A 24,783-nucleotide genomic window follows, 5' to 3' on the forward strand; every position below is an offset into this window, starting at 1 on the left:
GTGTTGTTTGCACCGGCTCCAACTGTTAGAACGCCGCTCTCAGGGCTTGGCCATGGAATTTCGTCTTTCCTCGTTTAGGCGCACCTGGTTTACCGCCGGAGCGCTGGCGCGCGGGCTGATCGCGACGGCTCTGGTGGCGGCCATTGGCTGGAGCGGGGCGCTCTACGCCGCCAACCAGAGCGTCCAGGGCGCCAAGAAAACAGATGATTCCGGCTTCGACGGCGACGCCCCGACCGCGATCCTGATCGAGGCCTCCAGCGGCAGTGTGCTGTTCGAGAAGAACGCCGACGAGCTCCGCGCGCCCTCGAGCATGATGAAGCTGATGACCGCCGAGGTCGTCTTCAACGCCATCAAGGAGGGCGACATCAAGCTGACCGACGAATACCGGATCAGCGAGAACGCCTGGCGCAAGGGCGGCGCACCCTCCGGCGGCTCGACCATGTTCGCCGCCATCAACAGCAAGGTCACGGTCGACGATCTCCTGCACGGGGCGATCATCCAGAGCGGCAACGACGCCTGCATTGCGCTGGCCGAGGCCATGGCGGGCAGCGAGCGGATTTTCGCCGCCGACTTCATGACCAAGCGAGCTCGCGAGCTTGGCCTCACGAAATCGACCTTCGGCAATTCCAACGGCCTGCCGGACCCCGCCAACAAGATGACGGTGCGCGAGCTCGGCATTCTCGCCCGGCACATCATTCTCGACTTTCCCGAATTCTACAAACTGTTCGGCGAGAAGGAATACACCTGGAACAAGATCCGCCAGCCCAACCGCAATCCGCTGCTCAATTCGATGGAAGGCGCCGACGGTCTGAAGACCGGCTACACCAAGGAAGGCGGCTACGGCATGGTCGGCTCGGCGGTGCAGAACGGCACGCGGCTGATCGTTGTCATTAACGGGCTGGAAGACCCCGACGATCGCGCGACCGAAGCCAAGAAGATGCTTGAATGGGGTTTTCGCAATTTCGAGACCCGCACCCTGATCGCGGCCGATCAGCCGGTCGGCTACGCCAAGGTGTTCGGCGGCGAGAGCCGCTCGGTCAAACTGGTCGCCAAGACGCCCGTGAAGGTGATGGTGCACAAGAACGGCAGCGACAAGCTGATCGCGCGCGTCATCTATAACGGCCCGGTGCGCGCGCCGGTCGAGGCCGGGCAGAAGGTCGGGCTGGTCAGGGTCTGGCGCAGCGGCAACATCGCAGTGGAGACGCCGGTCTATGCCGCTGACGCGATCGGCACCGGCTCGACGGTGCGCCGCGCGATCGACGGCGCCAGCGAGCTGGTGATCGGCATTTTCCGTGCGGGCGCCGAGAAGCTCTGATCATGAGTGAAAGCGCGGTAAAGTGGCCGTCCGGACGCGGGCGTTTCGTCACCTTTGAAGGCGGCGAGGGGACAGGCAAGTCGACCCAGATCAAGAAGCTCGCCGACCGTCTCAAGGCCGCCAGGATGCGTATCCTCGTCACGCGCGAGCCGGGCGGCTCGCCGGGCGCCGAGATCATGCGCCATCTGGTGCTGTCAGGCATGGGCAAGCTGCTCGGACCCGAAGCCGAGACGCTGCTGTTCGCGGCCGCCCGCGACGATCATGTCCACACCGTGATCCAGCCAGCGCTCAACCAGGGCACGTGGGTGCTGTGCGACCGCTTCGCCGACTCGACGCGGGCCTATCAGGGCAGCCTCGGCCGCGTGCCGGCCGCGCTGATCAACGCGATGGAGCGGGTCACGATCGGCGATCTCAAGCCGGACCTCACCATCATCCTCGACCTGCCGGTCGAGATCGGCCTGCAGCGCGCGGCCGCGCGCCGCGGCAGCGGCACGCCGGACAGGTTCGAGGCCGAGAAGCTTGGTTTCCATCAGGGCCTGCGCGAAGCCTATCGCAAGATCGCGGCGGACGATCCCGCGCGCTGCGTGCTGATCGACGCCAATTCCGATCCCGACACGGTTGCCGGACGCATCTGGATCGCGATGCGTGATCGCCTGCTCCCGACGCCGGCAACGGTGGTGTCCATATGAGCCCGCGTCAGACCGAGCGCGAAACTGCCATGTCTCATCCGCGCGAGACGAGCGTTCTGTTCGGCCATCGCGAGGCCGAGACCGCGCTGCTCGCCGCCTATCGCAGCGGGCGTATCCCGCACGCCTGGTTGATTGGCGGACCGCAAGGCATCGGCAAGGCGACGCTGGCATATCGGATGGCGCGCTTCGTGCTCGCTCACGGCCAGCCGCTGGCGCTTTCGGTGCAGCGCGCCGAAGATCTCGCCATCAATCCTGATCACGCCGTGGCGCGGCAGGTTGCGGCGAGCTCGCATGGGGGTCTGCTGACGCTGGAGCGCACCGCCAACGATCGCGGGGTGATGCGCACGGTGATCACCGTGGACGAGACGCGCGAGACGATCGGATTCTTCGGCTCGACCGCGGCGGCCGAAGGCTGGCGCGTCTGCATCGTCGATACCGTCGACGAGCTCAATCCAAATGCCGCCAACGCGCTGCTGAAAATTCTCGAGGAGCCGCCGCAGCAATCGCTGTTCCTGCTGGTGAGCCACGCGCCGGCGCGCGTGCTCGCCACAATTCAGTCGCGCTGCCGCAAGCTGCGCCTGCGCGCGCTCGCAACCGACGACGTGATTGGAGCAGCCGCAACCGCTGCCGATCTCGACCCGAACGATCCGGCATTGCGCGAGGCGGCGGAGGCGTCCGAGGGCAGCGTCGCGCGGGCGCTGACGCTGCTCGGCGGCGACGCCCTGAAGCTCCAGCAACGCACGGCCGCATTGTTGGCGCGACTGCCGCAGGTCGATCCGCGCGAATTGCACACGCTCGGCGAATCGCTCGGCACAAGCGACCGCGTTGCGCTTGCCGCCTTCATTGACGGCATCGATCGCTGGATCGCGGAACGCCTGCACGCCGACGAGGCCAATGCCAACCAAAATCTGCCGCGCCTTGCGCGTCTAGCTGAGGTATGGGAAAAGATCGTCCGCGCCGCGCGCGACACCGAAACCTACAATCTGGAGCGAAAGCCCTTGGTTTTCTCGGTGTTCGGCTGGCTGGCGGACGCAACGCGCTAGAGCATGATCCGGAAAAGTGTCCAGCGGTTTTCCGGTTGGATCATGCTCAAGACAATAAACTAACGCAGATTCGTTTCCCAATTTCGAGAAGCCGGTAAAGGAATTCGTCGTGGCAACGCGAGCTAAGAAAACCGCTAAGGGCAAGAGCAGCAAGAAGAAGGCTGCCACGAAGGCCGTCAAGAAAGCCGCGAAGAAGGCTGTGAAGGCGCGCGCGCGCAAAGCTGCCAAGAACGTCAAGAAAGCCACGAAGACCAAAGAGGCGGCCGCCAAAAAAACCGGGAAGAAGAGCGCCGCGAAGACGGCAAAGAAGGCAGCGAAGAAGCAGGTCGTCGCCAAGAAGACGGTGAAGACAGGAACCAAAAAGCCAGCCAAGGCTTCGGCGAAGAACAAGGCCTCGGCGAAAAACAAGGCCCCGGCGAAGAAGATAGCCAAGACGGCGAGGGTGGCTGCGCCCGCAGTGACCGCCGCACCAGCTCCTGTCGCGACGCCGCCGAAGACTGCGAAGCCCGATGTATCGAAACCCAAGGCCCCGCGCGCGCCGAAGTCCATCGCAGCGCCGCACGCCAACACGCCCGTGGCCGTCCCCGCGCGCGACAACGTCTTCTACATCACGACTGCGATCGCCTATCCCAATGGCAGCCCGCATATCGGCCACGCCTATGAGGCGATCGCGACCGATACGTTGGCGCGCTTCGCGCGACTCGACGGCAAGGATGTGTTCTTCCTGACCGGCACCGACGAGCACGGCCAGAAGATGGTTCAGACCGCGGCCGGCGAAAAAATGTCCGTCTCGGAGCTCGCCGCCCGCAATGCCGGCCGTTTCAAGCAAATGGACGAGCGCCTGAACGTGTCGTTCGACCGCTTCATCCGCACCACCGAGGAGCAGCATCACCGCTCCAGCCAGGAGATCTGGCGGCGCATGGAAGCGAACGGGGATATCTATGCCGACATCTATGCCGGCTGGTATTCCGTGCGCGACGAAGCCTATTACGCGGAGGACGAGACGCGCCTGAACGAGGACGGCGTGAGGCTCGGGCCGCAGGGCACGCCGGTCGAATGGGTCGAGGAGAAGAGCTACTTTTTCCGCCTGTCGGCCTATCAGGACAAGCTGCTCAAGCTGTACGAGACGCAGCCCAATTTCATTGGGCCCGACTCCCGCAAGAACGAGGTGGTGAGCTTCGTCAAGGGTGGCCTGCGCGACCTCTCGATCTCGCGCACGACGTTCGACTGGGGTGTCAAGGTGCCCGGCGACGAAGATCACGTGATGTATGTCTGGGTCGACGCGCTCACCAACTACATCACCGGCGTCGGCTTCCCCGACGAGAGCGACAACAACTGGCGTTATTGGCCTGCCGACGTGCACATCATCGGCAAGGACATCATCCGCTTCCATGCGGTGTACTGGCCGGCTTTCCTGCTGTCGGCCGGGATCCCCCTCCCGAAGCGGGTCTATGCCCATGGCTTCCTGTTCAGCAGGGGCGAGAAGATGTCGAAGTCGGTCGGCAACGTGGTCGATCCCTTTAACCTCGCCGACCAGTACGGCGTCGACCAGATGCGCTATTTCTTTCTGCGCGAGGTGCCGTTCGGCCAGGACGGCAACTACAATCACGAGGCCATCGTCGCGCGCATCAATGCCGATCTCGCCAACGATCTCGGCAACCTCGCGCAGCGCTCGCTGTCGATGATCGCGAAGCAGCTCGGCGGCGTGCTCCCGGAGCCCGGCGAATTCAGCGACAACGACAAGGCGATCCTGTCACAAGCAGACGGCATGCTCGCGGCGTCCCGCGAAGCGATGGCGACGCAGCAAATCCATCACTGGCTCAATGCCGTGTGGGCCGTGGTCGCGGAAGCCAACCGCTATTTCGCGGGCGAAGCGCCGTGGGCACTCGCCAAGACCGATCCTGTCAGGCAGAGGACGGTGCTCTACGTCACCGCCGAAGTCGTGCGCCAGATCGCAATCCTGGCCCAGCCGGCGATGCCGACGGCCTCGGGATTGCTGCTGAACAGCCTCGGTATCCCCGAAGCGGAGCGCAACTTCGCCGCGCTTGGTGGCGCAACGCGCATCGCGCCCGGTACGACGCTGCCCGCGCCGACGCCGGCCTTCCCCCGCTATATCGAGCCGGCAGCCTAAAGGCGTTCGCACCATGCTGGTCGACAGCCACTGCCATTTGGATTTTCCGGATTTTGCGGAGGATCTCGACGGGATCGTGTCGCGGGCGCGAGCGGCCGGCATCGGCCGCATGGTCACGATCTCGACGCGGGTGAGGAAACTGAACCAGCTTTTGGCCATCTCCGAGCGCTATGACGACGTCTATTGCTCGGTCGGCACCCATCCGCATAACGCTGATGAAGAAGACGGCATCGCGCCGGACGAGCTGATCGCTTTGACGCAGCATCCCAAGGTCGTCGCGCTCGGCGAAGCCGGGCTCGACTATTTCTACGACAACGGCTCGCCGGAGGCGCAGGCGAGGGGCTTTCGTGCCCACATCGCCGCCGCCCGCGCCACCGGCCTGCCGCTGGTGATCCACACCCGCGAGGCTGACCAGGATTGCGGCCGTATCCTTGAAGAGGAGACGGCAAAGGGATCGTTTCGCGCGGTGTTGCATTGTTACACCGGCGGGCGCGAGTTGGCGCTGAAGGCGGTCTCGCTCGGGCTCTATATCGGCTTCACGGGCATCCTGACCTTCAAGAAGTCCGAGGCCTTGCGCGCGCTTGCGGCCGAACTGCCGTCCGACCGTATTCTGGTTGAAACAGACTCGCCCTACCTTGCGCCGGGCAAGTACCGGGGCAAGCGCAACGAACCGGCCTATGTGGTCGAGGTCGCAAAAGTGCTCGCCGAAACACGCGGCGTGTCGTTTGACGAGATCTCGCGCCAGACAAGCGAAAACTTCTTTCGCCTGTTCTCCAGGGTGAAACCTTAGAACTGGGAGCCGCATGACGCTGACGCTGACGATCCTGGGCTGCGGCTCCTCCGCCGGCGTGCCGCGTCCGGCACTCGGCTGGGGTGCCTGCGATCCCAACAATCCCAAGAACCGCCGTCGCCGCTGTTCGCTGCTGGTCGAGCAGACATCGGGCGAGGGCACCACGCGTATCGTGATCGACACCTCGCCGGACCTGCGCGAGCAATTGCTCTCGACCAATGTCGACCACATCGATGCCGTGTTCCTGACCCACGAGCACGCCGATCAGACCCACGGCATGGACGACCTGCGTTCGGTCGTGATGCACATGCGCCGGCGGATTCCGACCTATCTCAATCAGACGACTGCGAACGACATCATGTCGCGGTTCTCCTATTGCTTCGTCTCACCGGCGGGCAGCGACTATCCGCCGATCCTGACGGCGCAGTCGATCGAGGCCGGTGACAGCCAGACCATTCAGGGGAAGGGCGGCCAGGTGACGATGACGGCCTTCCTGGTGCAGCACGGCAACATTCCCGCGCTGGGCTATCGCATCGGCGATGCCGCCTACACGCCCGATCTCAACGACATCCCACGCGAGAGCTGGGGCGCCCTGGAAAATCTGGATCTCTGGATCGTCGATGGCCTGCGCTACACCAGCCATGTCAGCCATTTCAGCATCAACGACGCGTTGTCCTGGATCGAGCGCTTCAGGCCGAAGCGCGCCGTCATCACCAACATGACGGCCGACGTCGATTATGAGGTGATCCGGCAGTCGCTGCCGGCGGGAGTGGTGCCCGCGTATGACGGGCTGCGGCTGGAGACCCGCTGAACCTGCGGGGGAAATTCCGGCGAGAGCCGGCATACTCCTTGCTTGCGCTAGCCCCATCATGTTGATCTAACGTCTGAAAGACAGGCGCTGGGCAGGGGCGATATTCATGCAGGACCGGCGCGCGACGTGCGATCGCCGGGACCTTCTGAATCGCTTCGTATGAGGATGGGGATCGCGTTGGCAGGGGACGATGTCACGAGCCGGGGGCCGGTGCGACGCGCGCTAGATCTCCTTTATCTCGGTGCGGGCTACGCCGCCGGCGCCTTCATGGTTGCGATCTTTGCAATCATGATGATCATGTCGATCGGGCGCCAGTTTGCGGTCAACATTCCCGCCGGCGATGATTTCGCCTCATGGTGCATGGCCGCGATGGCATTCCTCGGCCTCGCTCACACCTTCAAGCGCGGAGAGATGATCCGGGTCGGCCTGTTGCTGGAGCGTCTGCATGGGCGCTCCAAACAGGTGGCGGAGGTCGTGGCCCTTGGTATTGCCGCCGCTTTCATCCTCTATTTCACCCGGCATGCCGTGCAGATGACCTACGATTCCTGGCGCTTCAACGACGTGGCGCAGGGCGTCGTCGCGCTTCCGCTCTGGATTCCGCAGCTCGGGTTTTCCGGCGGACTCGTGATCCTCTCGATCGCGCTCATTGATGAAATGGTCAGTGTCATCAGCGGCAACCGGCCGAGCTACGAGAAGGGCTCGCCGGACGAGACTCCGGACGAATTCATCGAGCGGATATCGCAGGGCGGCGGAGGTTGACGATGGCCAATCTCGGCATGATCGAACTATCGTTCATTCTGCTCGGCGTCATGATCGTGCTGCTGGGAAGTGGCATCTGGATCGCGGTTTCGCTGGGGCTTGTCGGCTTCGTGGCGATGGCGCTGACCACGAGCCTGCCGCTCGGCTCCGTGCTTGCGACCACGACATGGAGCGCAAGCTCGTCATGGACGCTGGCTGCGCTGCCGTTGTTCATCTGGATGGGCGAGATCCTCTTCCGCACCAAATTATCCGAGGAAATGTTCCGGGGCCTGTCGCCCTGGGTGCAGTGGCTGCCGGGGCGTCTGACCCATGTCAACGTGATCGGCTGCGGCATCTTCGCGGCAGTGTCGGGTTCGTCGGCGGCGACCTGTGCGACCATCGGCAAGATCGCGCTGCCCGAACTGGACAAGCGTGGTTACGATAAGGGCTTGAGTCTAGGCTCGCTCGCGGGCTCCGGCACGCTCGGCCTGCTGATCCCGCCGTCGATCCCGATGGTGGTCTATGCGGTCACCGCGAATGTCTCCGTGCTTCAGGTGTTCCTCGGCGGCTTCCTGCCGGGCGTGCTCGTGATGGTGCTCTATTCGGGCTACATCATCATCTGGTCGCTGCTGAACCCGAAGAAGATTCCGCCGCGCGATCCCCCGATGCCGTTCCGCCAGAAGCTGCGCGAGTCGGCCAGGCTTGCGCCCTGCCTGTTGCTGATCCTGGCAGTCTTCCTCTCCCTCGTGCTCGGCTTCGCGACGGCGACGGAATGCGCCGCCTGGGGCGTTTCGGGCGCGCTGCTGCTGGCGTGGTGGAGCCGCACGCTCACGCGCAAGAACTTCCTCGAGAGCATCATGAGCGCGACGCGCCTGACCTGCATGATCATGCTGATCCTGGCAGGCGCTGCCTATACGACCGCAGCGATGGCCTATACGGGCATTCCGGCGGCGCTCGCCACCTGGGTCCAGGGCCAGCAGCTGACGCCGGGCATGCTCGCGCTGTATCTGAGCATCATGTACATAATCCTGGGATGCCTGATCGACGGCATCTCGATGATCGTTCTGACCGCCGTGATCGTGCTGCCGATGGTCAAGCAGGCCGGTCTCGACCTGGTCTGGTTCGGCGTCTATCTCATCATCCACGTGGAGATGGCGCAGATCACGCCGCCGGTCGGTTTCAATCTGTTCGTGCTCCAGAACATGAGCGGGCGTGATACCTTGACCGTCGCGCGGGCGGCGTTCCCGTTCTTCGTCCTGTTGCTCGCCGCCGTGTTCATCATCACGGAATATCCGCAGATCGTGATGTTCCTGCCCAAGCTTGCTTTCCCAGACTGAGCGTACCGGTTTTGAAATTGACTGTGAGGAGAAGCCCGATGATGTCTCGTTTATTCCGCGCATCCTTGATCGCCAGCGCCGTGCTGGCTGCGACACCCGCTTTGGCTCAGACCAAATGGAATCTGCCGGCGGCATATCCGGCCGACAATCCGCACTCCGAGAATCTCGTCGCGTTCGCCAAGGACGTCGAAGCCGGCACGTCCGGCAAGCTCCAGATCACGGTTCATCCGGGCGCCTCACTGTTCAAGGCGCCCGACATCAAGCGCGCGGTGATGACCGGGCAGGCGCAGATGGGCGAAGTCTTGCTGTCGATCCACGAGAACGAGGATCCGGTATTCGGCGTCGACGTCGTGCCGTTTCTGGCGACCAGCTTCCCGGATGCCATGAAGCTGTACCAGGCGTCGAAGCCGCTGATTACGAAGAAGCTGGAGGCGCAGGGGCTCAAGCTGCTGTTCGTCGTGCCGTGGGCGCCGCAGGGCGTCTATGTCAGCAAGCCGCTTGCGACCATCGAAGACATGAAGGGCCTTAAATGGCGGGCCTACAACGTTGGGACCGCGCGCATCGGCGAACTGGTTGGCGCGCAGTCGGTCACCATTCAAGCCGCCGAGCTGCCGCAGGCACTTGCGACCGGCGTCGTGAACTCCTTCATGTCGTCAGGCGGCACGGGCTACGATGCGAAGGCATGGGAGTCGCTGAAGTACTTCTATGACGTGCAAGCCTGGATCCCGAAGGACTACACCTTCGTCAACAAGGCTGCGTTCGAGGCGCTCGACAAGCCGACCCAGGAGGCCATCCTCAAGGCCGCCGCGACCGCGGAAACCCGCGGCTGGAAGGCCTGGCAGGACAAGAGCACCTGGTACATCGATCAGCTCAAGGCCAAGGGCATGACGGTCGAGCCGCCGAGCCCGGCCCTGAAGGCTGGCTTCCAGAGGATCGGCGAACAGCTCACCGCCGACTGGCTCAAGAAGGCGGGAGCCGACGGCCAGGCCCTGGTTGACGCCTATAAGAAGATGTGAGGTCGAGGGGGCCCGGCGAATCTGACTAGTCGAAACTGCGCAACGACTTCGCGGCGACACCCAACCGCCGCGGAGGTCGAGACAAGCGGCTCTCAGCTCGAGATTGCCTTCGCCGATCCCGCTTCGTTGCGCAGCAGGAATTTCTGGATCTTTCCCGTCGACGTTTTCGGGATGGGCCCGAACACCACGGCCTTCGGCGTCTTGAAGCCGCTCATATGCGAGCGGCAGAAGGCGATGATATCGGCTTCGCTCGCGCTTGCGCCGTCCTTCAGCTCGACGAAGGCGCAGGGCACTTCGCCCCATTTCGGATCGGGCTTTGCGACCACGGCGGCAAACAGCACGGCGGGGTGCTTGTAGAGGATGTCCTCGACCTCGACGGAGGAAATGTTCTCGCCGCCGGAGATGATGATGTCCTTGGAGCGATCCTTGATGATGACGTAACCGTGCGCGTCGAGCACGCCGAGATCGCCGGTGTGAAACCAGCCGCCCTCGAAGGCTTCCTGCGTCGCCTTGTCGTTCTTGAGGTAGCCCTTCATCACGATGTTGCCGCGGAACATGACCTCGCCGATGGTCTCGCCGTCGCGCGGTACTTGCCTCATGGTCTGCGGATCGATGACGGTGACGGCTTCCTCGAGCGGGTAGGGCACGCCCTGCCGCCGCTTCAGGCTGGCGCGCTCGGCTGCGGGCAAATCATCCCAGCCAGGCTGCTCGGCGCAGACGGAAGCGGGGCCGTAGACCTCGGTCAGGCCATAGACGTGCGTCAGCTTGATGCCGATGCTCTCGGCGTCCTCGAGCACCGCGACCGGCGGCGCGGCACCGGCGATCAGGCCGACGACGCGGCGCGCGGCATCGCCCTTCGGTGCATCGGGCGCGTTGATCAGCGTGTTGTAGACGATCGGCGCGCCGCACATATGGGTGACGCCGTGCTGCTTGATCAGCTCGAAGATTTTCGTCGGCTCGACCTTGCGCAGGCAGACGTTGATGCCGGCGGCGGCTGCGATGGTCCAGGGGAAGCACCAGCCGTTGCAGTGGAACATCGGCAGCGTCCAGAGGTACACCGGATGCTGGCCGAGTTGGCCCGCGAGAATATTGCTGACGGCGTTCAGATAGGCGCCGCGATGATGGGTGACGACGCCCTTGGGATTTCCCGTGGTGCCCGAGGTGTAGCTCAGCGCGATTGCGTCCCATTCATCGCCCGGCAGGATCGCCGCGAAGTCAGGATCGCCTTGCGCGAGCGCGGCCTCGTACTCGATCTCGCCGATGCGCCCGCCGCCCTTGAAGGCGGTGTCGTCGACGTCGATCACGAACGGTTTTGGGCCACTCATCTGTGACAGCGCATCGGTGATCACGCCGGAAAACTCGGGGTCGACCAGAATGATCTTTGCGCCGCCATGGTCGAGCTGAAATGCGATCGAAGGCGCATCGAGCCGGATATTCAGCGCGTTGAGCACGGCACCGGTCATGGGGACGGCGAAATGCACCTCGTTCATCGCCGGAATGTTCGGCAGCATCGCCGCGACGGTGTCGCCGACGCCGATACCCTTGCCGGCAAGATACGAAGCAAAGCGCTTGCAGCGCTCATGCGTCTCGCGCCAGGTGAAGCTGCGCCCCTCGTAGACTGTGCTGACGTGATCGGGATAGACCGCGGCGCTGCGTGCGAGAAAGCTCAACGGGCTCAGCGGCACGTAATTGGCGGGCGTCTTGTCGAGGCCGATATTGTACTGGTTCTGCCGCTCGCTCATCGACACCTCCCTTACGCGCCGGCCTACAGGAATCCGATGGAGATCCACGGAAAGACGGCGACCACGATCAATCCTACCAGCAGCGCCAGCAGATAGCCCCAGATCGGCCTGATGCCTTCGGCCGGATCGACGCGTCCGATGGCGCAGGCGGCATAATAACCGACCCCGAAGGGCGGGGCGAATAGCCCGATACCCATGGCGAGAATGATGACCATGGCATAGTGCACCTCGTGGACGCCGACGGCGCGCGCAATCGGAAACAACAGCGGCCCGAACAGCACGATCGCCGGGATGCCCTCGAGCACGCTGCCGAGGATGGTGAAGGCCAGGATCGAGACGGCGATGAAGGTCGCCGCGCCGCCCGGCAATCCGGTCATGGCGGATGCCAGCGCCCGCGAGAAGCCTGATTGCGTCAGGCCCCAGGCCATGCCGGTCGCCGTGCCGATGATCAGCAGGATCGCGCCCGACAGCGCCGCGGTTTCGACCAGCATCGGAAACAGCCGCCGCCAGTCGAAGCGGCGGTAGACGAGGAGGCCGACCAGGGCGCCATAGACGATGCCGATCGTGGACACTTCGGTGGCGGTGGCGATGCCTTCGACCACGGCGTAGCGGATCACGAAGGGCAGCGCGAGCGCGGGCAGGGCGATGACGAAGGTCTTGCCGATCTCGCCGCCTGTGGCGCGGCGGACATGGCTCATGTCCTCGTGGCGATAGCGCCACCACACCAACATGCACAGCGTTATGGCCAGCACCACGCCGGGCAACAGGCCGCCGGTGAACAGCGCGGCGATCGAGACGCCGGTGACCGATCCGATCGTGATCAGCACGAGACTCGGCGGAATGGTTTCGGTCTGCGCGCCGGTGGCCGCAAGAAGCGCGACGAGATCGCCGGGCTTGGCGCCGCGCTGTTTCATCTCCGGGAACAGCACGGGCGCGACCGCGGCCATGTCCGCGGCCTTGGCACCTGAGATGCCGGAGACCAGGTACATCGCGCCGACAAGCACGTAATGCAGCCCACCGCGGACATGGCCGAGCAGGCTGGCCAGGAACGCCACCATGGCCCGTGCCATGCCGGTCATTTCAATCAGGAGCCCCAAAAATACGAACAGCGGCACCGAGAGCAAAATGAGGTGGCTCATGCCCTCGTCCATCCGCCCGACCAGTACCATGACCGGCGTGCGCGTGGTCAGTGCCAGATAGCCGAAGATCGCGAGCCCGAAGCCGAACGCGATGGGAACGCCGGCAAAGACGCAGAAGCCGGCGACGCCGACGAAGAAGATGACGAGGTTGAGATTGCCGAGCGGCCGCAGATATGGCTGCGCCAGCCAGAACAAGCCGACGACGACGGCAACGGCGACCGCGGCCGTCAGCACCATGCGGTAATCGACTGCGCGCAGCAGCCGCAACAGCGCGAACGCCGCCATCAGGCAGATGCCGGCCGGCAATGCCGCGGCGCGCCACATATTGGAGATCTGCAGCGCCGGCGTGGTGATGAAGCTTTCCTCGCAGGCGTAGTCCCAGGACGGCCAGACGATCAGCGCCAGGAAGGCCAGCGCCGCGCAGGTCGCGACCAGATCGAGCCAGGCCCGCGTGGCCGGCCTGGTGCTGGCGACGACCGCGGTCATGCGCATGTGCTCGGAACGGCGGAACGCCACCGCCGCGCCCAGCATGGCGAGCCACAGGAACAGGATCGAGGCCAGCTCGTCCGACCAGATCAGCGGCCGGTGCAGGCCGTAGCGCGCGACCACGCCGGCAAACAGGATCGCAATCTCGGCGACCACCAAAATGGCCGCCGGAATTTCGACGAGGAGACCGAGTGCGCGCTCCGTCGAGGCCAGCAAGGAAGGCCGGTGAGGGGACCGAACAGCCGCCTCGCCCGCCACTCCGCTCACTTCGACCTCAAGATGAGCCATGACGGCTCCAACGCGTTACGACAGCTTGCCGACGGCTTTTTCCAGCAGGTCCCAGGCCTGGTCGCCATATTTGCCTTTCCACTCGGCATAGAAGCCGGCGGAGCGCAGCTTGTCGCGGAACGGCGCGACCGCGGGCTGATTGAAGGTCAGGCCCTTGCCCGCGAGCTCCTGCTGCAGATTGGCATTGAGCTTGGCGGTATCCTCACGCTCCTTGAGCGCTGCGGCATTGATGTTCTTGGCGACGATGGTGCGCACATCCTCGGGCAGGCTGCTCCACGCCTTGCGATTGGCCAGGAACCAGAAGCCGTCCCACATGTGGTTGGTCAGCGAGCAGTATTTCTGCACCTCGTAGAGCTTGGCGGTCGAGATGATCGCCAGCGGGTTCTCCTGGCCCTCGACGATCCTGGTCTGCAGCGCGGAATAGACCTCGGCGAAATTGATCGAGGCGGGCGCCGCATCGAATGCCTTGAACATTGAGGTCCATAGCGGCGACACCGGCACGCGGATCTTGAAGCCCTTGAGATCGTCCGGATGGGTGATCGGCTTGCTCGACGACGTGGTCTGGCGGAAGCCGTTGTCCCAAATCTTGTCCATGACTTCGAGCCCGGCCTTCTTGATCTCGCCGCGGACAAAGGCGCCGAGATCGCCGTCCATCGCCTTCCAGACCGTGCCGTAGTCCGGGAACGCGAAGCCGATGCCGTTGATGGACGCCGCCGGTACCAGGGTCGACAGGATCAGCCCCGACAGCGTGAAGAACTCGACGCCGCCGGACCGGATCTGGCTCAGCATGTCGGTGTCAGACCCGAGCTGGTTGTTCGGGAAGATCTGGAGGTCGAACTTGCCGCCTGTCTCGGCCTTGATCGCCGCGGCCATCTCCTTGGCGCGCACGTTCAGCGGATGCGTGTCCGGCAGGTTATTGGCGTATTTGTAGGTGAACTCGGCGCTCTGGGCGCGGGCCACATGGGGCGCACTGAGGCCGCCCAGGACCGCGGTCGCGGCGGAGGCCTTGAGAAGCGTGCGGCGGGAAAAGCTCATGGGTCTGCTTCCTCGGAAAGTTTGTTGTTGTTCTGAGATGCAAACCTATACGGACGGAAGGTCAGAAGGTCATCTGCGATCTCGCGAAGCCTCGCTTATTGCAGCCGGACATCCTCACGGCAATATCGGCTTTCGGCGGCATCGGCCCGATTCAAAAACCGAAAAACAACCCCATGCACAGTAGCCGTCGAAAGTCGGGACCACGTCCGACGGCCAGCCTGGAAATGGACCGGGAACGAAGGTGCGATGAGAGGAATTCTAGCTAAATAACTGATCTGATTTGATATAATGATATTCCATAATATACCTTATGCGAATCGTGGATATGGCTGTGCAGGTCAGGCCAGATCATTCCGCAGCTACCCAGAACCCCTCTTTCGGATCAAACTTGTGCCAACAAATCCCCGGGCAAACCGACGCAGCGGTTGTCGCCACGGCAGCATTGGGAGGTTCGTCATGCAGGAGAACGTCGCCCGCGCAGACCGCTCGCGCGCCATTCCATTCGACGCCGCCAAGCTCGACCGCCTGATGGAGGCTGCCGGCCTCGACGTCCTGGTCGCGACCTCCAAGCACAATGTGCAGTACCTGCTGGGTGCCGAGCGCGCGATCTTCTTCGACTACATGGATGCGCTCGGCGTCAGCCGCTATCTGCCGGTGCTGGTCTATCCCAAGGGCGCACCCGACAAGGCGGTTTATGTCGGCCACCGTCTGGAAACCCATCAGCGCGCCGTGGCGCCGCCATGGGTGGCGCAGGTGCGGACCGAGTCCAACGGCTCGGTCGATGCGATTACGCGGGCCGTAAGCCTGATCCGCGATGCCGGCGTGCCCCTGAAGCGGGTCGGGGTCGAGATGGCGTTCCTGCCGATGGATGCGGGCCGGGCGCTCAGTGACGCCCTGCCCGGCGCCGAGCTCAAGGACGCGCTGCTGGTGCTGGAGCGGCTGCGGGCGGTGAAGTCGGCGGACGAGCTTGCGAAGCTCAAGACGGCGTCCGAACTGGTGATCGCCTCGATGCTGGCGGTGATCGCCGGGCACGGGCCGGGCACGACCAAGCAGCAATTGTCGGACGCCTTGCGGCTCGCCGAAGCCAATCGCGGGCTGACCTTCGAATACTGCTTGCTCGCCTGCGGCAACAGCCACAACCGGGCGCCCTCGGCGCAGCGCTGGGAGCAAGGTGACGTGCTGTCGCTCGATTCCGGCGGCAATTATCACGGCTATATCGGCGACCTCGCGCGCATGGCCGTGCTCGGCGATCCCGATGCCGAGCTGAAGGACTGTCTGGCCGAGATCGAGGCGGTCCAGCGCGCCGCCTTCGCGGCGGTCAGGCCGGGCGCCATGGGCGGCGACATCTACGTCGCGGCCGAGCGGCAGCTCGCGAAGATCACCCAGCGCGACTGCACGGAGTTTTTGGCCCACGGCATGGGCCTCGTCAGCCACGAGGCCCCTCGCCTGACGGCCAAAGGTCCGATCCCCTACGACGACACGGATGCGCGGCTGCCGCTCGAAACTGGCATGGTGGTGTCGATCGAGACCACGATGAAGCATCCGAAGCGCGGGTTCATCAAGCTCGAGGACACGGTTGCGGTGACGGCGACGGGTTACGAGATCTTTGGCGAGGGTGGTCGCGGCTGGAATTTGGGTGGCAGTTCGCTGTAGGCTGGGACCGCGCGCACAGCAGACATCTCGCTCTCGGCCCAAGCCCAGCCGGGTCGTCAACCCCTGTCCTACACCGCCATGACCTAGACTTCCGCGGAAGCGGTAGCTCGCGGCATGCGCATGACCTGCTCGAGGGCGTGTGGGTGCTTCAGCACGGCAAGCGTCTCGCGTGCGCTGAGGCTGCTGACGACTTCCTCGAAATCGTCGCTCTGCTCAATCTTGGCCCGGCCGATCGCGAGATCTATGTCGATTTGGCCCGATTTGCGCGGCGGCGTTTCGAGGGACTGCATGTGCGGTCCCAGCAACGCGGGATTCTGTCTAAGTTCGATCAGGGCCCCGTGTGGCTCGATTCGATCCAGGCTGGCAAGCTCTCTCGCCCTCTGCAGCAGCGCCGGCACGCGATTGTCCTCCGGGGTTGCAAACAGGCGCGCCATTCGCGGTGCCGTCGAGGTGACGAGACCGATCGGAATGGCGCAAACCAGGCCGATGATCACCGGTGACATCCAGAGCAGCAGCGGAAGCGACACGGCGTAGGCGCTTGCCGCCATGGCCAGACCGCATAGGGTCGGCACCGTGAACTTGCGATAGACTTCGTCGCGCGTGATCCTGCCATCGCTTCGCCGTTGCACTTGCCAGCCCGCGTCACGGCCCAGCAGGATCTCCGCCACGGCGGTGGATTGAAAGATCATCATGGAGGGGGCGATCAAGGCGGCAAGCAGGCTCTCGGCGACCACCGCCAGCAGCACGCGAAATCCGCCGCCGAATGCCTGCCGTTCCGCACGCTTGGTGAGCAAAACGAGGTAGGCCAGCAATTTGGGCACGATGAGCAGCCCCATTGTCGCGGCAAAGACCCAGGCGGCGAGCACGGGATCCTGTGCGGGCCACGTTGGAAACAACGAGAAGCCCTTGGGAAAGTACTCCGGCTTGACGAAATAGGCCTGCAAGGAGGTCAGGATTCCGAGCAATAGAAACAGCAGCCACAGCGGCGCGGTGAGGTAGGATCCGATCCCGGTCAACAGGTGAAGCCTGGAGACCCAGTGCAGGCCTCGAGCCGGTAGAACGGCAAGATGCTGGAGATTGCCCTGACACCAGCGGCGGTCGCGCGCCGCGAAATCCAGAAGCGACGGGGGCACCTCCTCGAAACTCCCGCCGATACCTGGAGCCATGAAAATTCCCCATCCCGCTCGTCGCATTAGTGCGGCTTCGACAAAATCGTGGCTGAGGATATGGCCGCCGAAAGGCTTCCTCCCGCGCAACTCGGGCAGGCCCGCCTCTTGCGCAAAAGCCTGCACCCGGATGATGGCGTTATGTCCCCAGTAGTTGCCCTCTGAGGCGTGCCACCAGGTGTTCCCGGCCGCGATCAGCGGGCCGTACAAACGACCCGAGAACTGCTGAAGCCGGCTAATCAGGGTTCGCGCATTGACGACGATCGGAAGCGTTTGAATCAGCGCGGCTTGCGAGTTCGATTCCATCGCGCCCGCCAGCCGCACGATGGTCTCTCCGCTCATCAGACTGTCCGCGTCGAGAATGATCATGTAGTCGTAGGCGCCACCGAACCGCCTCACCCATTCGGCGATGTTGCCGGACTTTCGGGCGGTGTTGTCGGATCGGTGACGATAGTAGAGATGGCCCGAACCGCAGTTGCGCTGCAGTTCCAGAAACGCAAGCTCCTCGGCAATCCAGATGTCCGGATCTGTCGTGTCACTGAGCAGAAACCAATCGAACAACGGGTCCTGTCCGGTTTCGTCGACCGACTCGTACATGGCGCGGAGTCGCGCCATGAGATGGTGCTGATCCTCGTTATAGGTCGGCAACAGCATCGCCGTTCGGCCGGTGATCGTGGGCAGCGGACCCTGGCTGTCAATTGGCAGCACATCCGGTCGCCCCCGCAGGAGCACAAAAAAACCGGCGACTGAAGACACGAACGAAAACGCGATCCAGGCGAGCAGCACGAGAAACAGCCCGAACACCATGCCTTCGAGGACCGTGACGCCACCAACCTTGAGAACATCGTACATCTCAACAGCGCCCGCAGCGGTAATCGCGACCGTTCCGCCAAGAATGAACAGGCGTCGCGCTGCAACGGCAGGGGCGGTCCGCAGTCGCCCCGGATCGGCACGGTTAGTCCGGTCCAATCGGCAAGGCTGCATGGGGAGAGGCGTTTCGTCGGGAAGATACCGAGTGCCAAGCTCAAGCGAGAGCGCGGGCGAGGTCGTCAGGGCGCCCATCGGTAAACCCAGACTTCAGAGATCGGCTGTTCGCCCTGCATCAAGATCGCCCTCAACTCGATCGGCGCGTCCTTCACGGCGCACTGGAAACTCAGGCGCCAGCCACCGGTTTCCGGGTTTGGCTGTGTGACGACGTTCTTGATCTCGGATTTGTCGGCGCTGACGGCACCCCTTACCTTGTTGGGATCGACCGCCTTCAGTCCGTCCCCGACGATTTCGAGCACGAACAATTTGCTGTCGTCGCCCCGCGCGCCAACGCCTGTGCGGGTGAACCGAGCCAGCGAATTGGGCTTCGGCGCGTCCGGACCCCAGTGCAGACGGTAGGTGTAGTTGTTTTCGCTCTTGGCCTGGAGAGCTGTTTTCGGGCGCCAGAAGGCGGCGATGTTGTCGTGAACTTCCTCCTTGGTCGGGATCTCAAAGAGGACCACACTGCCCTCTCCCCAATCTCCGATCGGTTCGACCCAGAGGCTTGGGCGACGCTCAAAGCGCGATTCGATGTCCTCGTAGGCAAAGAAGTTTCGTTCCCGCTGCATCAGGCCGAAGCCGCGAGGATTGAGATCATTGAATGTGCTGGCTTGCAGATCGCGCGGATTGTTGAGAGGACGCCAGAGTTGCTCGCCCTTTCCGTTGAACACGGCGAGCCCATCGGAGTCGTGCACGGCAGGGCGGAAATCGTCGACATCGTGTCGGTCGTTCGGACCGAAAAAGAACATGCTTGTCATGGGCGCCAGGCCGGCATGCTGCAGCTCGATCCGCGGATAGAGCGACATCTCCACGTCGAAGACCGTCGGAGCGCCCGGCCTGATCGTGAAGCGATAGCTTGCCGTAGCGCTCTTGCTGTCAAGCAGCGCATGGACCACCACAGATGTGGCACCCGGCGCGGGCTTCTCCAGCCAGAACGCCTTGAAGAAGGGAAATTCCTCCCCCTTGCTCTCGCCGGTATCGATCGACAGACCGCGCGCGGACAGGCCATACGTCTCGCCTTTGGCAACGGCACGGAAGTAGCTGGCGCCGAGAAACGCGCAAACCTCGTCGTAATAGTCGGGGCGATTGATCGGGGCGTGAATGCGAAACCCGGCAAACCCGAGATCGGCGTCCGGTACCTGGCCGATATTGTCGCCGAATGCAAAATCGTCGCGCCGGTACCTGATCGGTACGGCTCGTCCGCCGGCGACCTCGTAAATGTCGACCCTGTTCTTATAGAAAAAGCCGCGGTGGAAAAACTGAACCTCGAAGGGCAGCTTCTCGCTACGCCAAGCCGCGCGCTCCGGCAGAAAGCGAATTGACCGGTACTGGTCGTAGGTGAGATCCTTGAGCGCGTCCGGGACCTTTTCCTCTGGTGGCGCAAAGGGCTTACTCGCCAAATTGCGGGCAAGGTCGCGCACATAAGAGGGACCAAACGGCAACTCCGCCGCCGATGCCGCAGAGACTGCGCCAGGTAGTAATGTCGCCAATGGCGTCAATGCCGAGGCTTCCAGGAATTGCCGGCGATTCAACTGTGCTACCCGTTCGGTTCCAACCGCAGTGCAACCCCCTCGTCGCGAACGAGTTCCACGAGCGCCGCCGAATCCGGGCGGAGTGTGGCCGACGACCTCGTCGAGCGGGCTTGGGGCGATTTCGCGCTGCTTGGCCTTGGTTGCGCCTGCAGGACAAGCTGCAATTTCCGATTGCGCATTCTTGAGCCAGGGCGGCGCGCAACGTTGTAGCCCCGAAGGTAACTGGATGATCGCTCTAGCGCACGAGCAGCAACTCCAGCTGGCTCTGCGCTTTCTTGACCGCCGTCGCATACCAGCTCTGGCTTGGTGCCTCCTTGGCGAAGCACGCCGTGTACGCGGTCATCGCGTTGTCTTCGCGGGTGATGTCGCCGCGGGGGTCTTTCTTGTCGATGGGTTTGGCCATCATCTGCTTCCAGACCTTTTCGCAGGCCGGGATCTCAGCCGTCTTCACCGCGTCGCTTGCGGCGAGAAAGAAGACCTTGTCGCCATGGATCGCGACGACGTCGATTTCATGCGGCGGTCCCTTCAGGTCGCCATTGCCGCGCACGCCCAGCACGGCGACGGCCGCGCTCGCTCCCGCGGGCTTCGTGATCGGCAGTTCGGCGTATTTGGCGAAGGCGGAGTCCTGGATCGCCTGATAGTAGAAGCGGTCCGATTTGAAGGCCGCGCCGATCTCCTGCGGCATGCCGTCCTCGCGGTGCTCGCGAAGCCAGTGCCTGAGCAAGCCGGTCGTGGTCGCCACCGCTTGCATCTTGTCGCCTTCGGAGGCGAAGCCGAGGCCGTCGAGATGGCCAAAGCCGGAGTCGCCCTTGAAGAGCGTGTCCGCATTCGTCTTGCCGTCGGCCGGCAGTCCCTTGATCACGACGGGGCCCACCAGGCCGCGCAGGACGCCCGTCAACTCCTTGAGCGCCGCATCGTGCTGCTTATAGGTCTCGTCGTTCTCCGCAGCTTTCGAGAACTTTGCGATGTAGCGATCGCGCAGGTCGAGATAATGCTGCTCGGGCGTGGCCGCATCGGCGGGCGTAGCAAAGACGAGCAGGCAGAGCAAGGCAAGCGATCTCATGCGATTTCCGGAAAGGCGGGGAGTGATCTCCAGTCTTTGTGCCGGTGCCGGGCCGTAAGGTTCATCCGCGCCGGACGAACGCCCTACTCCGCCGGCGTCAGTTGCTGCCGGCTTGGGCGCATCGCAGCCGTCGCCCGCACGCGGACACGGGCGCGGCGCTTGCGCCACCAGATCACGATTCCGGTGACCGAGAGCGCCGCCACCACCAGCCCCATGACCGAGATCAGAATGCGGCCGAACAGCCCGACGATGCGGCCCGAATGCAGCGGGAATTGCGCCTGTACGAAGATGTCGGCGGCGGTGCCGACCCAGGGCAGCCGTTCGCCGATCGGACGACCGTCCTCGCTGTCGTAATAGAGCTGCGCCGGGCCGACGCCGCCGGCGCCGTGATCGTCGCCGGGGTGGAAGAAGGCCGCGGCATAGACGCCGTGGGCCGGGCCGTGATTGACCGAGCCGACCGGGATGGTCCACCCTCGCCCCTTGCCGTCGACCGCCGCGCGCGCGGCGATGTCGGCGAAGCTGACCTTGGGCTCGATGGGGTCGTCGAGATCGCGATACGGCCGCTGCTCATAGGGCGTCGGCGTGTAGTTCGACACCATTTTCATCAGCGGCGAGAACACCTCGAAATAGAGGTTCAGCGAGAACGCCGTGAAGGCGATGATGAAGAGCACGCCCCAGGTCCACAGGCTGAAAGCGCGGTGGATATCGAAATTGATCCGGTAGGCGCTGCCTGACGTCTTGATGGTCCACGCGGGCGCCCAACGCGCCCAGAAGCCGCGTTCGAGCTGGCGCGTGACCTGGGGTGCCCGCGCCGCCCGGGCGCGCCGGCGCGAGGGCAGCGTCAAATACAAGCCGACGAAGCAGTCGATGGTCCAGATGATGGCGATCACGCCGAGCAGGCGCATGCCCCAGCGGTCGCTGCCCCAGAATTCCGGGATGTGCATGGTGTAGTGCAGCTTGTAGAGGAACGAGACGAAGTTTTCGCGCGTCACCGGCCACACCGCGCCCCAATAGCGCCGGCCGAGCTCGGCGCCAGTATTGGGGTCCAGAAAGATCTGATTGTAGTCGAGCGGATAGCGCTTGCCGGTCGCGGGATCGATCCTGGGCATGACGAAGAACCACAGCGAGTGGCCCTCCTCCGGCGTCATGAACAGGTAGACAACGCGCGCGCGGGGATCGCGCTGCTCGATCATCTTGGCGAGATCGATCGAGGGAATGGCCGGGCCCTTGCTGCTGACGTCGAACAGATGGCTGTTCAGGACCTCGTCGATCTCGTGATCCCAGGAGATGATCGCCCCGGTGATACCGGAGAAGAACAGGAATCCGGCCGTGAGCAGTCCCGCCCAGCGATGCAGCTTGCCGAATATCGCTCTCATCGTCTTCTCTCATCAAGCAGGCCCGGCCGCCATTGCCGGACCGTCCTAGACCTCACCACCGATACGTCAGCTTGCCGATGGCCTTGCGTCCCTCTGCGTAGAAGCAGCCCGACAGGCTGTAACAGGCGGCGACGTAGCGGGTGTCGGCGAGATTGGTGACGTTCAGCGACAGGCGCCAATTGTCCCTGGTGTAGGCGAGCAGCGCGTCCAGCACGGTCGCGGATCCGACCTTGAATGTATTGGCGTCATCGCCCCAGGTCGCGCCGACATAGCGGACGCCGCCGCCGAACTGCAGGCCCGCGAGCGGCCCGGTCTGAAGCGTATAGTCGTTCCACAGCGAGGCGCGGTTGAGCGGCACGGTGACCGGCGCCTTGCCGACATTCACCGGATCCTGCGTGACGATTGCATCGACATAGGCATAGGCCGCGCGCAGGTTCCAGCCGTCGGCGAGCGACATCGTGCCTTCGAGCTCGAGGCCGCGCGATTTCACTTGGCCGGTCTGCTCGGCAATGTTGAGCGGAGGCGCAAAGGTGACGACGTTGTCGCGCGTCAGGTCGAAGGCGGCGAAGGTGAACAGCGCGTTCCATCCGAGCGGCTGGTACTTGACGCCCACCTCGTACTGCACGCCGGTCTCGGGATTGAGCAGCTGTCCGCTCGGGCCGGTCGCGAGCACCGGCAGGAACGATTCCGAGTAGCTGAAATAGGGCGCGATGCCGTTGTCGAAATTGTACATCATTGCGGCGCGGCCGGTGAAGGCCGACGCATCCTTCGCGACCGACGTATTGAAGATGCCGCTGCCGACCTGCGTCGTTACAAAATCCTGGCGGCCACCGAGCTGGAACGAGAGCCGGCCGAGCTTGATCTGGTCCTGCGCGTAGAGGCCGACCTGCGACTGCTTGACCCCGGTGTCGTCGCTCATGGCGCCCATGGTCCAGTCGTAGCTGTAGACCGGGCTGAAGACGTTGATCTCGGGCGCGGACGTCGTGACGCCAAAGGCGGTGTCGCGGAATCTGGTGTTGCGATAGTCGATCCCGACCAGCGTGGTGTGGCTGAGGAAGCCGGTGGTGAATTTGCCCTGGAGCTGGTTGTCCACGGCGAAGGAGTCGATGTAGGAGTTGCTGTAGCTGCCGAAACGGGCGAGCTGTCCCGCGGCCTCGTCGGTATAGCCTCCGCCGAAAAACACCTTCTCCTCGTTGTGCTGGTAGGCGTAGCGCAAATTCTGCCGGAATGTGATGTTGTCGGTGAAATTGTGCGAGAGCTGGTAGCCGGCGGTCGCGATCTCGGTGTTGAACGCGTTGAAGCTCGGCACGCCCGAAGAACGAGACCGGGATGGTGCGGCCGTTGTTTGGCCACACCGTGCCCGAGGCCGGCAAGAACTGGAGGCCCCACCCTGCCCGGTCGCGCTGGTAGTTGGCGAGGATCGTGATGGTGGTGTCATCGTTCGGCTTGAACGTGACGGCGGGCGCGACGAAGACGCGGTTGTCCTTGGTGAAGTCGACCTGGGTTTCGCCGTCGCGCACCACGCCGGTCAGGCGCCACAGCACGGTGCCGTCCTTGTTGGCGGGACCGCCCATGTCGAACTGGCCCTGATAGCGGTTGAAGCTGCCGCCCGAGATCGAGACCTCGCCGAACTGCTGGGCCGTCGGCAGCTTGGTCACGTAGTTGAGGATGCCGCCGGTGCCGCTGCCGCCATACATCGCCGAGGATGGGCCCTTGAGAACCTCGAGACGCTCGGCGCCATAGGGATCGAGGCCGTTGAAGTGCACGTAATTGCTGGAGGGAATCCGCAAACCGTCGACATAGAGGCCCGACATGGTGGTGTCGAAGCCGCGGATCTGGAGGGCGCCGAAGCGCGTGTCCGAGCCGCCGTTGACGTCGCCGCTGACGCCGGCGGTGTAGCGCAACGCCTCGCCGATCGAGACCGCGCCCTGGTTCCTGACCTGGTCGGTCGTGACGACGGAGACGGACTGCGGGGTTTCGATCAGCGGCGTATCCGTCTTGGTCGCGGTGCCGCTGCGCGTCGCAACGAAACCGCGCACCGGACCATTGGAGCGTTCACCGGTGGCGTCGTTCGAGGATGCCGACTGGGTTGGCGCAGCTTGCTGCGACGGAGAGCGACGATTGGCGCGCGCGGTGCGTGTCGCCGCTGACTGTCGCGTTGAGGCGACCGCTGCAGGCCGGGCGCGCTGAGCCGGGGCTTCGACGGTGACGGCGGGGATCTGCGTTTGCGCCTCCACGGCACCGAAGGGAACGACGAGAGCAAATGTGCTGGCCGCTCCGAGGAAGAGAGTCTGTATCTGTCGACGACGCGTGTCGGCACGCGAAGCAAGTTGGAAATCGGTCACGTTTGTCGAGGCCCCACGCACTGCCGGCTTCGCCGGTATCGTTTTTGATGCCTCGCCCTAAC

Annotated in this window: 19 protein-coding genes and 1 pseudogene; 11 read left to right on the plus strand and 9 right to left on the minus strand. The window is 63.9% G+C overall.

Features of this window, described 5'->3' with window-relative positions:
• Positions 1–52: 52 nt before the first annotated feature.
• From IVB54_RS20100 to IVB54_RS20140, 9 genes are all read left to right on the plus strand, one after another.
• Positions 53–1,315, plus strand: a complete 1,263-nt coding sequence (locus IVB54_RS20100; protein ID WP_247777487.1) for a D-alanyl-D-alanine carboxypeptidase family protein — start codon at positions 53–55, stop codon at positions 1,313–1,315.
• 2 nt (positions 1,316–1,317) lie between these two features.
• Complete coding sequence (gene tmk / locus IVB54_RS20105) at positions 1,318–2,004, plus strand: dTMP kinase (RefSeq protein WP_018457857.1); 687 nt, start codon at positions 1,318–1,320, stop codon at positions 2,002–2,004.
• Entirely contained in the window at positions 2,001–3,047 is a 1,047-nt protein-coding gene (locus IVB54_RS20110) for a DNA polymerase III subunit delta' (RefSeq protein WP_018457856.1), read from the plus strand. The genes tmk and IVB54_RS20110 overlap by 4 nt, the downstream gene beginning before the upstream one ends.
• A gap of 109 nt (positions 3,048–3,156) precedes the next feature.
• Positions 3,157–5,178, plus strand: coding sequence for a methionine--tRNA ligase (gene metG, locus IVB54_RS20115; protein ID WP_018457855.1), 2,022 nt, complete (start codon positions 3,157–3,159; stop codon positions 5,176–5,178).
• 13 nt (positions 5,179–5,191) lie between these two features.
• The gene (locus IVB54_RS20120; RefSeq protein ID WP_018457854.1) at positions 5,192–5,968 is read left to right on the plus strand and encodes a TatD family hydrolase; all 777 of its coding nucleotides are present in this window, start codon (positions 5,192–5,194) and stop codon (positions 5,966–5,968) included.
• A gap of 13 nt (positions 5,969–5,981) precedes the next feature.
• Positions 5,982–6,779: an MBL fold metallo-hydrolase gene (locus IVB54_RS20125; protein WP_018457853.1), complete on the plus strand. Its 798-nt coding sequence runs from the start codon at positions 5,982–5,984 to the stop codon at positions 6,777–6,779.
• Positions 6,780–6,944: 165 nt separating this feature from the next.
• Positions 6,945–7,538: a TRAP transporter small permease gene (locus tag IVB54_RS20130; protein ID WP_018457852.1), complete on the plus strand. Its 594-nt coding sequence runs from the start codon at positions 6,945–6,947 to the stop codon at positions 7,536–7,538.
• Positions 7,539–7,540: 2 nt separating this feature from the next.
• Positions 7,541–8,854, plus strand: a complete 1,314-nt coding sequence (locus tag IVB54_RS20135; protein ID WP_007591091.1) for a TRAP transporter large permease subunit — start codon at positions 7,541–7,543, stop codon at positions 8,852–8,854.
• Between the two features lie 38 nt (positions 8,855–8,892).
• The gene (locus IVB54_RS20140) at positions 8,893–9,870 is read left to right on the plus strand and encodes a TRAP transporter substrate-binding protein (RefSeq protein ID WP_018457850.1); all 978 of its coding nucleotides are present in this window, start codon (positions 8,893–8,895) and stop codon (positions 9,868–9,870) included.
• A 92-nt stretch (positions 9,871–9,962) separates the two neighbouring features.
• Here IVB54_RS20140 and IVB54_RS20145 read toward each other — a convergent pair whose 3' ends face one another.
• From IVB54_RS20145 to IVB54_RS20155, 3 genes are read right to left on the minus strand one after another with little or no spacing between them, the layout of a single operon-like run.
• Entirely contained in the window at positions 9,963–11,612 is a 1,650-nt protein-coding gene (locus tag IVB54_RS20145; RefSeq protein WP_018457849.1) for an acyl-CoA synthetase, read from the minus strand.
• Positions 11,613–11,635: 23 nt separating this feature from the next.
• Positions 11,636–13,525 carry a TRAP transporter large permease subunit gene (locus IVB54_RS20150; RefSeq protein ID WP_247777488.1) on the minus strand — a complete coding sequence of 630 codons (1,890 nt, stop codon included), beginning with the start codon at positions 13,523–13,525 and terminating at the stop codon, positions 11,636–11,638.
• Between the two features lie 15 nt (positions 13,526–13,540).
• On the minus strand, positions 13,541–14,560 hold the full coding sequence (locus tag IVB54_RS20155; RefSeq protein WP_018457847.1) for a TRAP transporter substrate-binding protein: 1,020 nt from the start codon (positions 14,558–14,560) through the stop codon (positions 13,541–13,543).
• Positions 14,561–15,016: 456 nt separating this feature from the next.
• On the opposite strand from IVB54_RS20155, the gene IVB54_RS20160 reads away from it, so the two are divergent.
• Positions 15,017–16,213, plus strand: a complete 1,197-nt coding sequence (locus IVB54_RS20160; RefSeq protein ID WP_018457846.1) for a Xaa-Pro peptidase family protein — start codon at positions 15,017–15,019, stop codon at positions 16,211–16,213.
• Between the two features lie 83 nt (positions 16,214–16,296).
• On the opposite strand, the gene mdoH is transcribed toward IVB54_RS20160, so the two are convergent.
• The 5 genes from mdoH to IVB54_RS20185 all read right to left on the minus strand — a co-directional run bounded on the left by mdoH (position 16,297) and on the right by IVB54_RS20185 (position 23,814).
• Positions 16,297–18,441, minus strand: a complete 2,145-nt coding sequence (gene mdoH / locus IVB54_RS20165) for a glucans biosynthesis glucosyltransferase MdoH (protein ID WP_026233451.1) — start codon at positions 18,439–18,441, stop codon at positions 16,297–16,299.
• Complete coding sequence (locus IVB54_RS20170; RefSeq protein ID WP_026233450.1) at positions 18,429–19,937, minus strand: glucan biosynthesis protein G; 1,509 nt, start codon at positions 19,935–19,937, stop codon at positions 18,429–18,431. Before IVB54_RS20170 ends, mdoH begins: the two co-directional genes overlap by 13 nt.
• 235 nt (positions 19,938–20,172) lie before the next feature.
• Entirely contained in the window at positions 20,173–21,000 is an 828-nt protein-coding gene (locus IVB54_RS20175; RefSeq protein WP_018457843.1) for a hypothetical protein, read from the minus strand.
• 83 nt (positions 21,001–21,083) lie between these two features.
• Positions 21,084–22,376 carry a siderophore utilization protein FsrB gene (gene fsrB / locus IVB54_RS20180; RefSeq protein ID WP_018457842.1) on the minus strand — a complete coding sequence of 431 codons (1,293 nt, stop codon included), beginning with the start codon at positions 22,374–22,376 and terminating at the stop codon, positions 21,084–21,086.
• Between the two features lie 52 nt (positions 22,377–22,428).
• A complete protein-coding gene (locus IVB54_RS20185; protein ID WP_345946428.1) occupies positions 22,429–23,814 on the minus strand; it encodes a TonB-dependent siderophore receptor in 1,386 nt (461 codons plus the stop codon).
• Here IVB54_RS20185 and IVB54_RS41660 point away from each other — a divergent pair.
• Positions 23,802–23,966: a hypothetical protein gene (locus IVB54_RS41660; RefSeq protein ID WP_018457840.1), complete on the plus strand. Its 165-nt coding sequence runs from the start codon at positions 23,802–23,804 to the stop codon at positions 23,964–23,966. The genes IVB54_RS20185 and IVB54_RS41660 overlap by 13 nt on opposite strands.
• A 137-nt stretch (positions 23,967–24,103) precedes the next feature.
• Here the strand turns inward: IVB54_RS41660 and IVB54_RS41665 are convergent.
• Positions 24,104–24,742, minus strand: a pseudogene (locus IVB54_RS41665) (TonB-dependent receptor plug domain-containing protein); the annotation flags it as partial.
• Positions 24,743–24,783: the final 41 nt, after the last annotated feature.

Origin of the sequence: Bradyrhizobium sp. CW1, assembly GCF_023100665.1 — a bacterium.
Lineage (GTDB): Bacteria > Pseudomonadota > Alphaproteobacteria > Rhizobiales > Xanthobacteraceae > Bradyrhizobium > Bradyrhizobium canariense_D.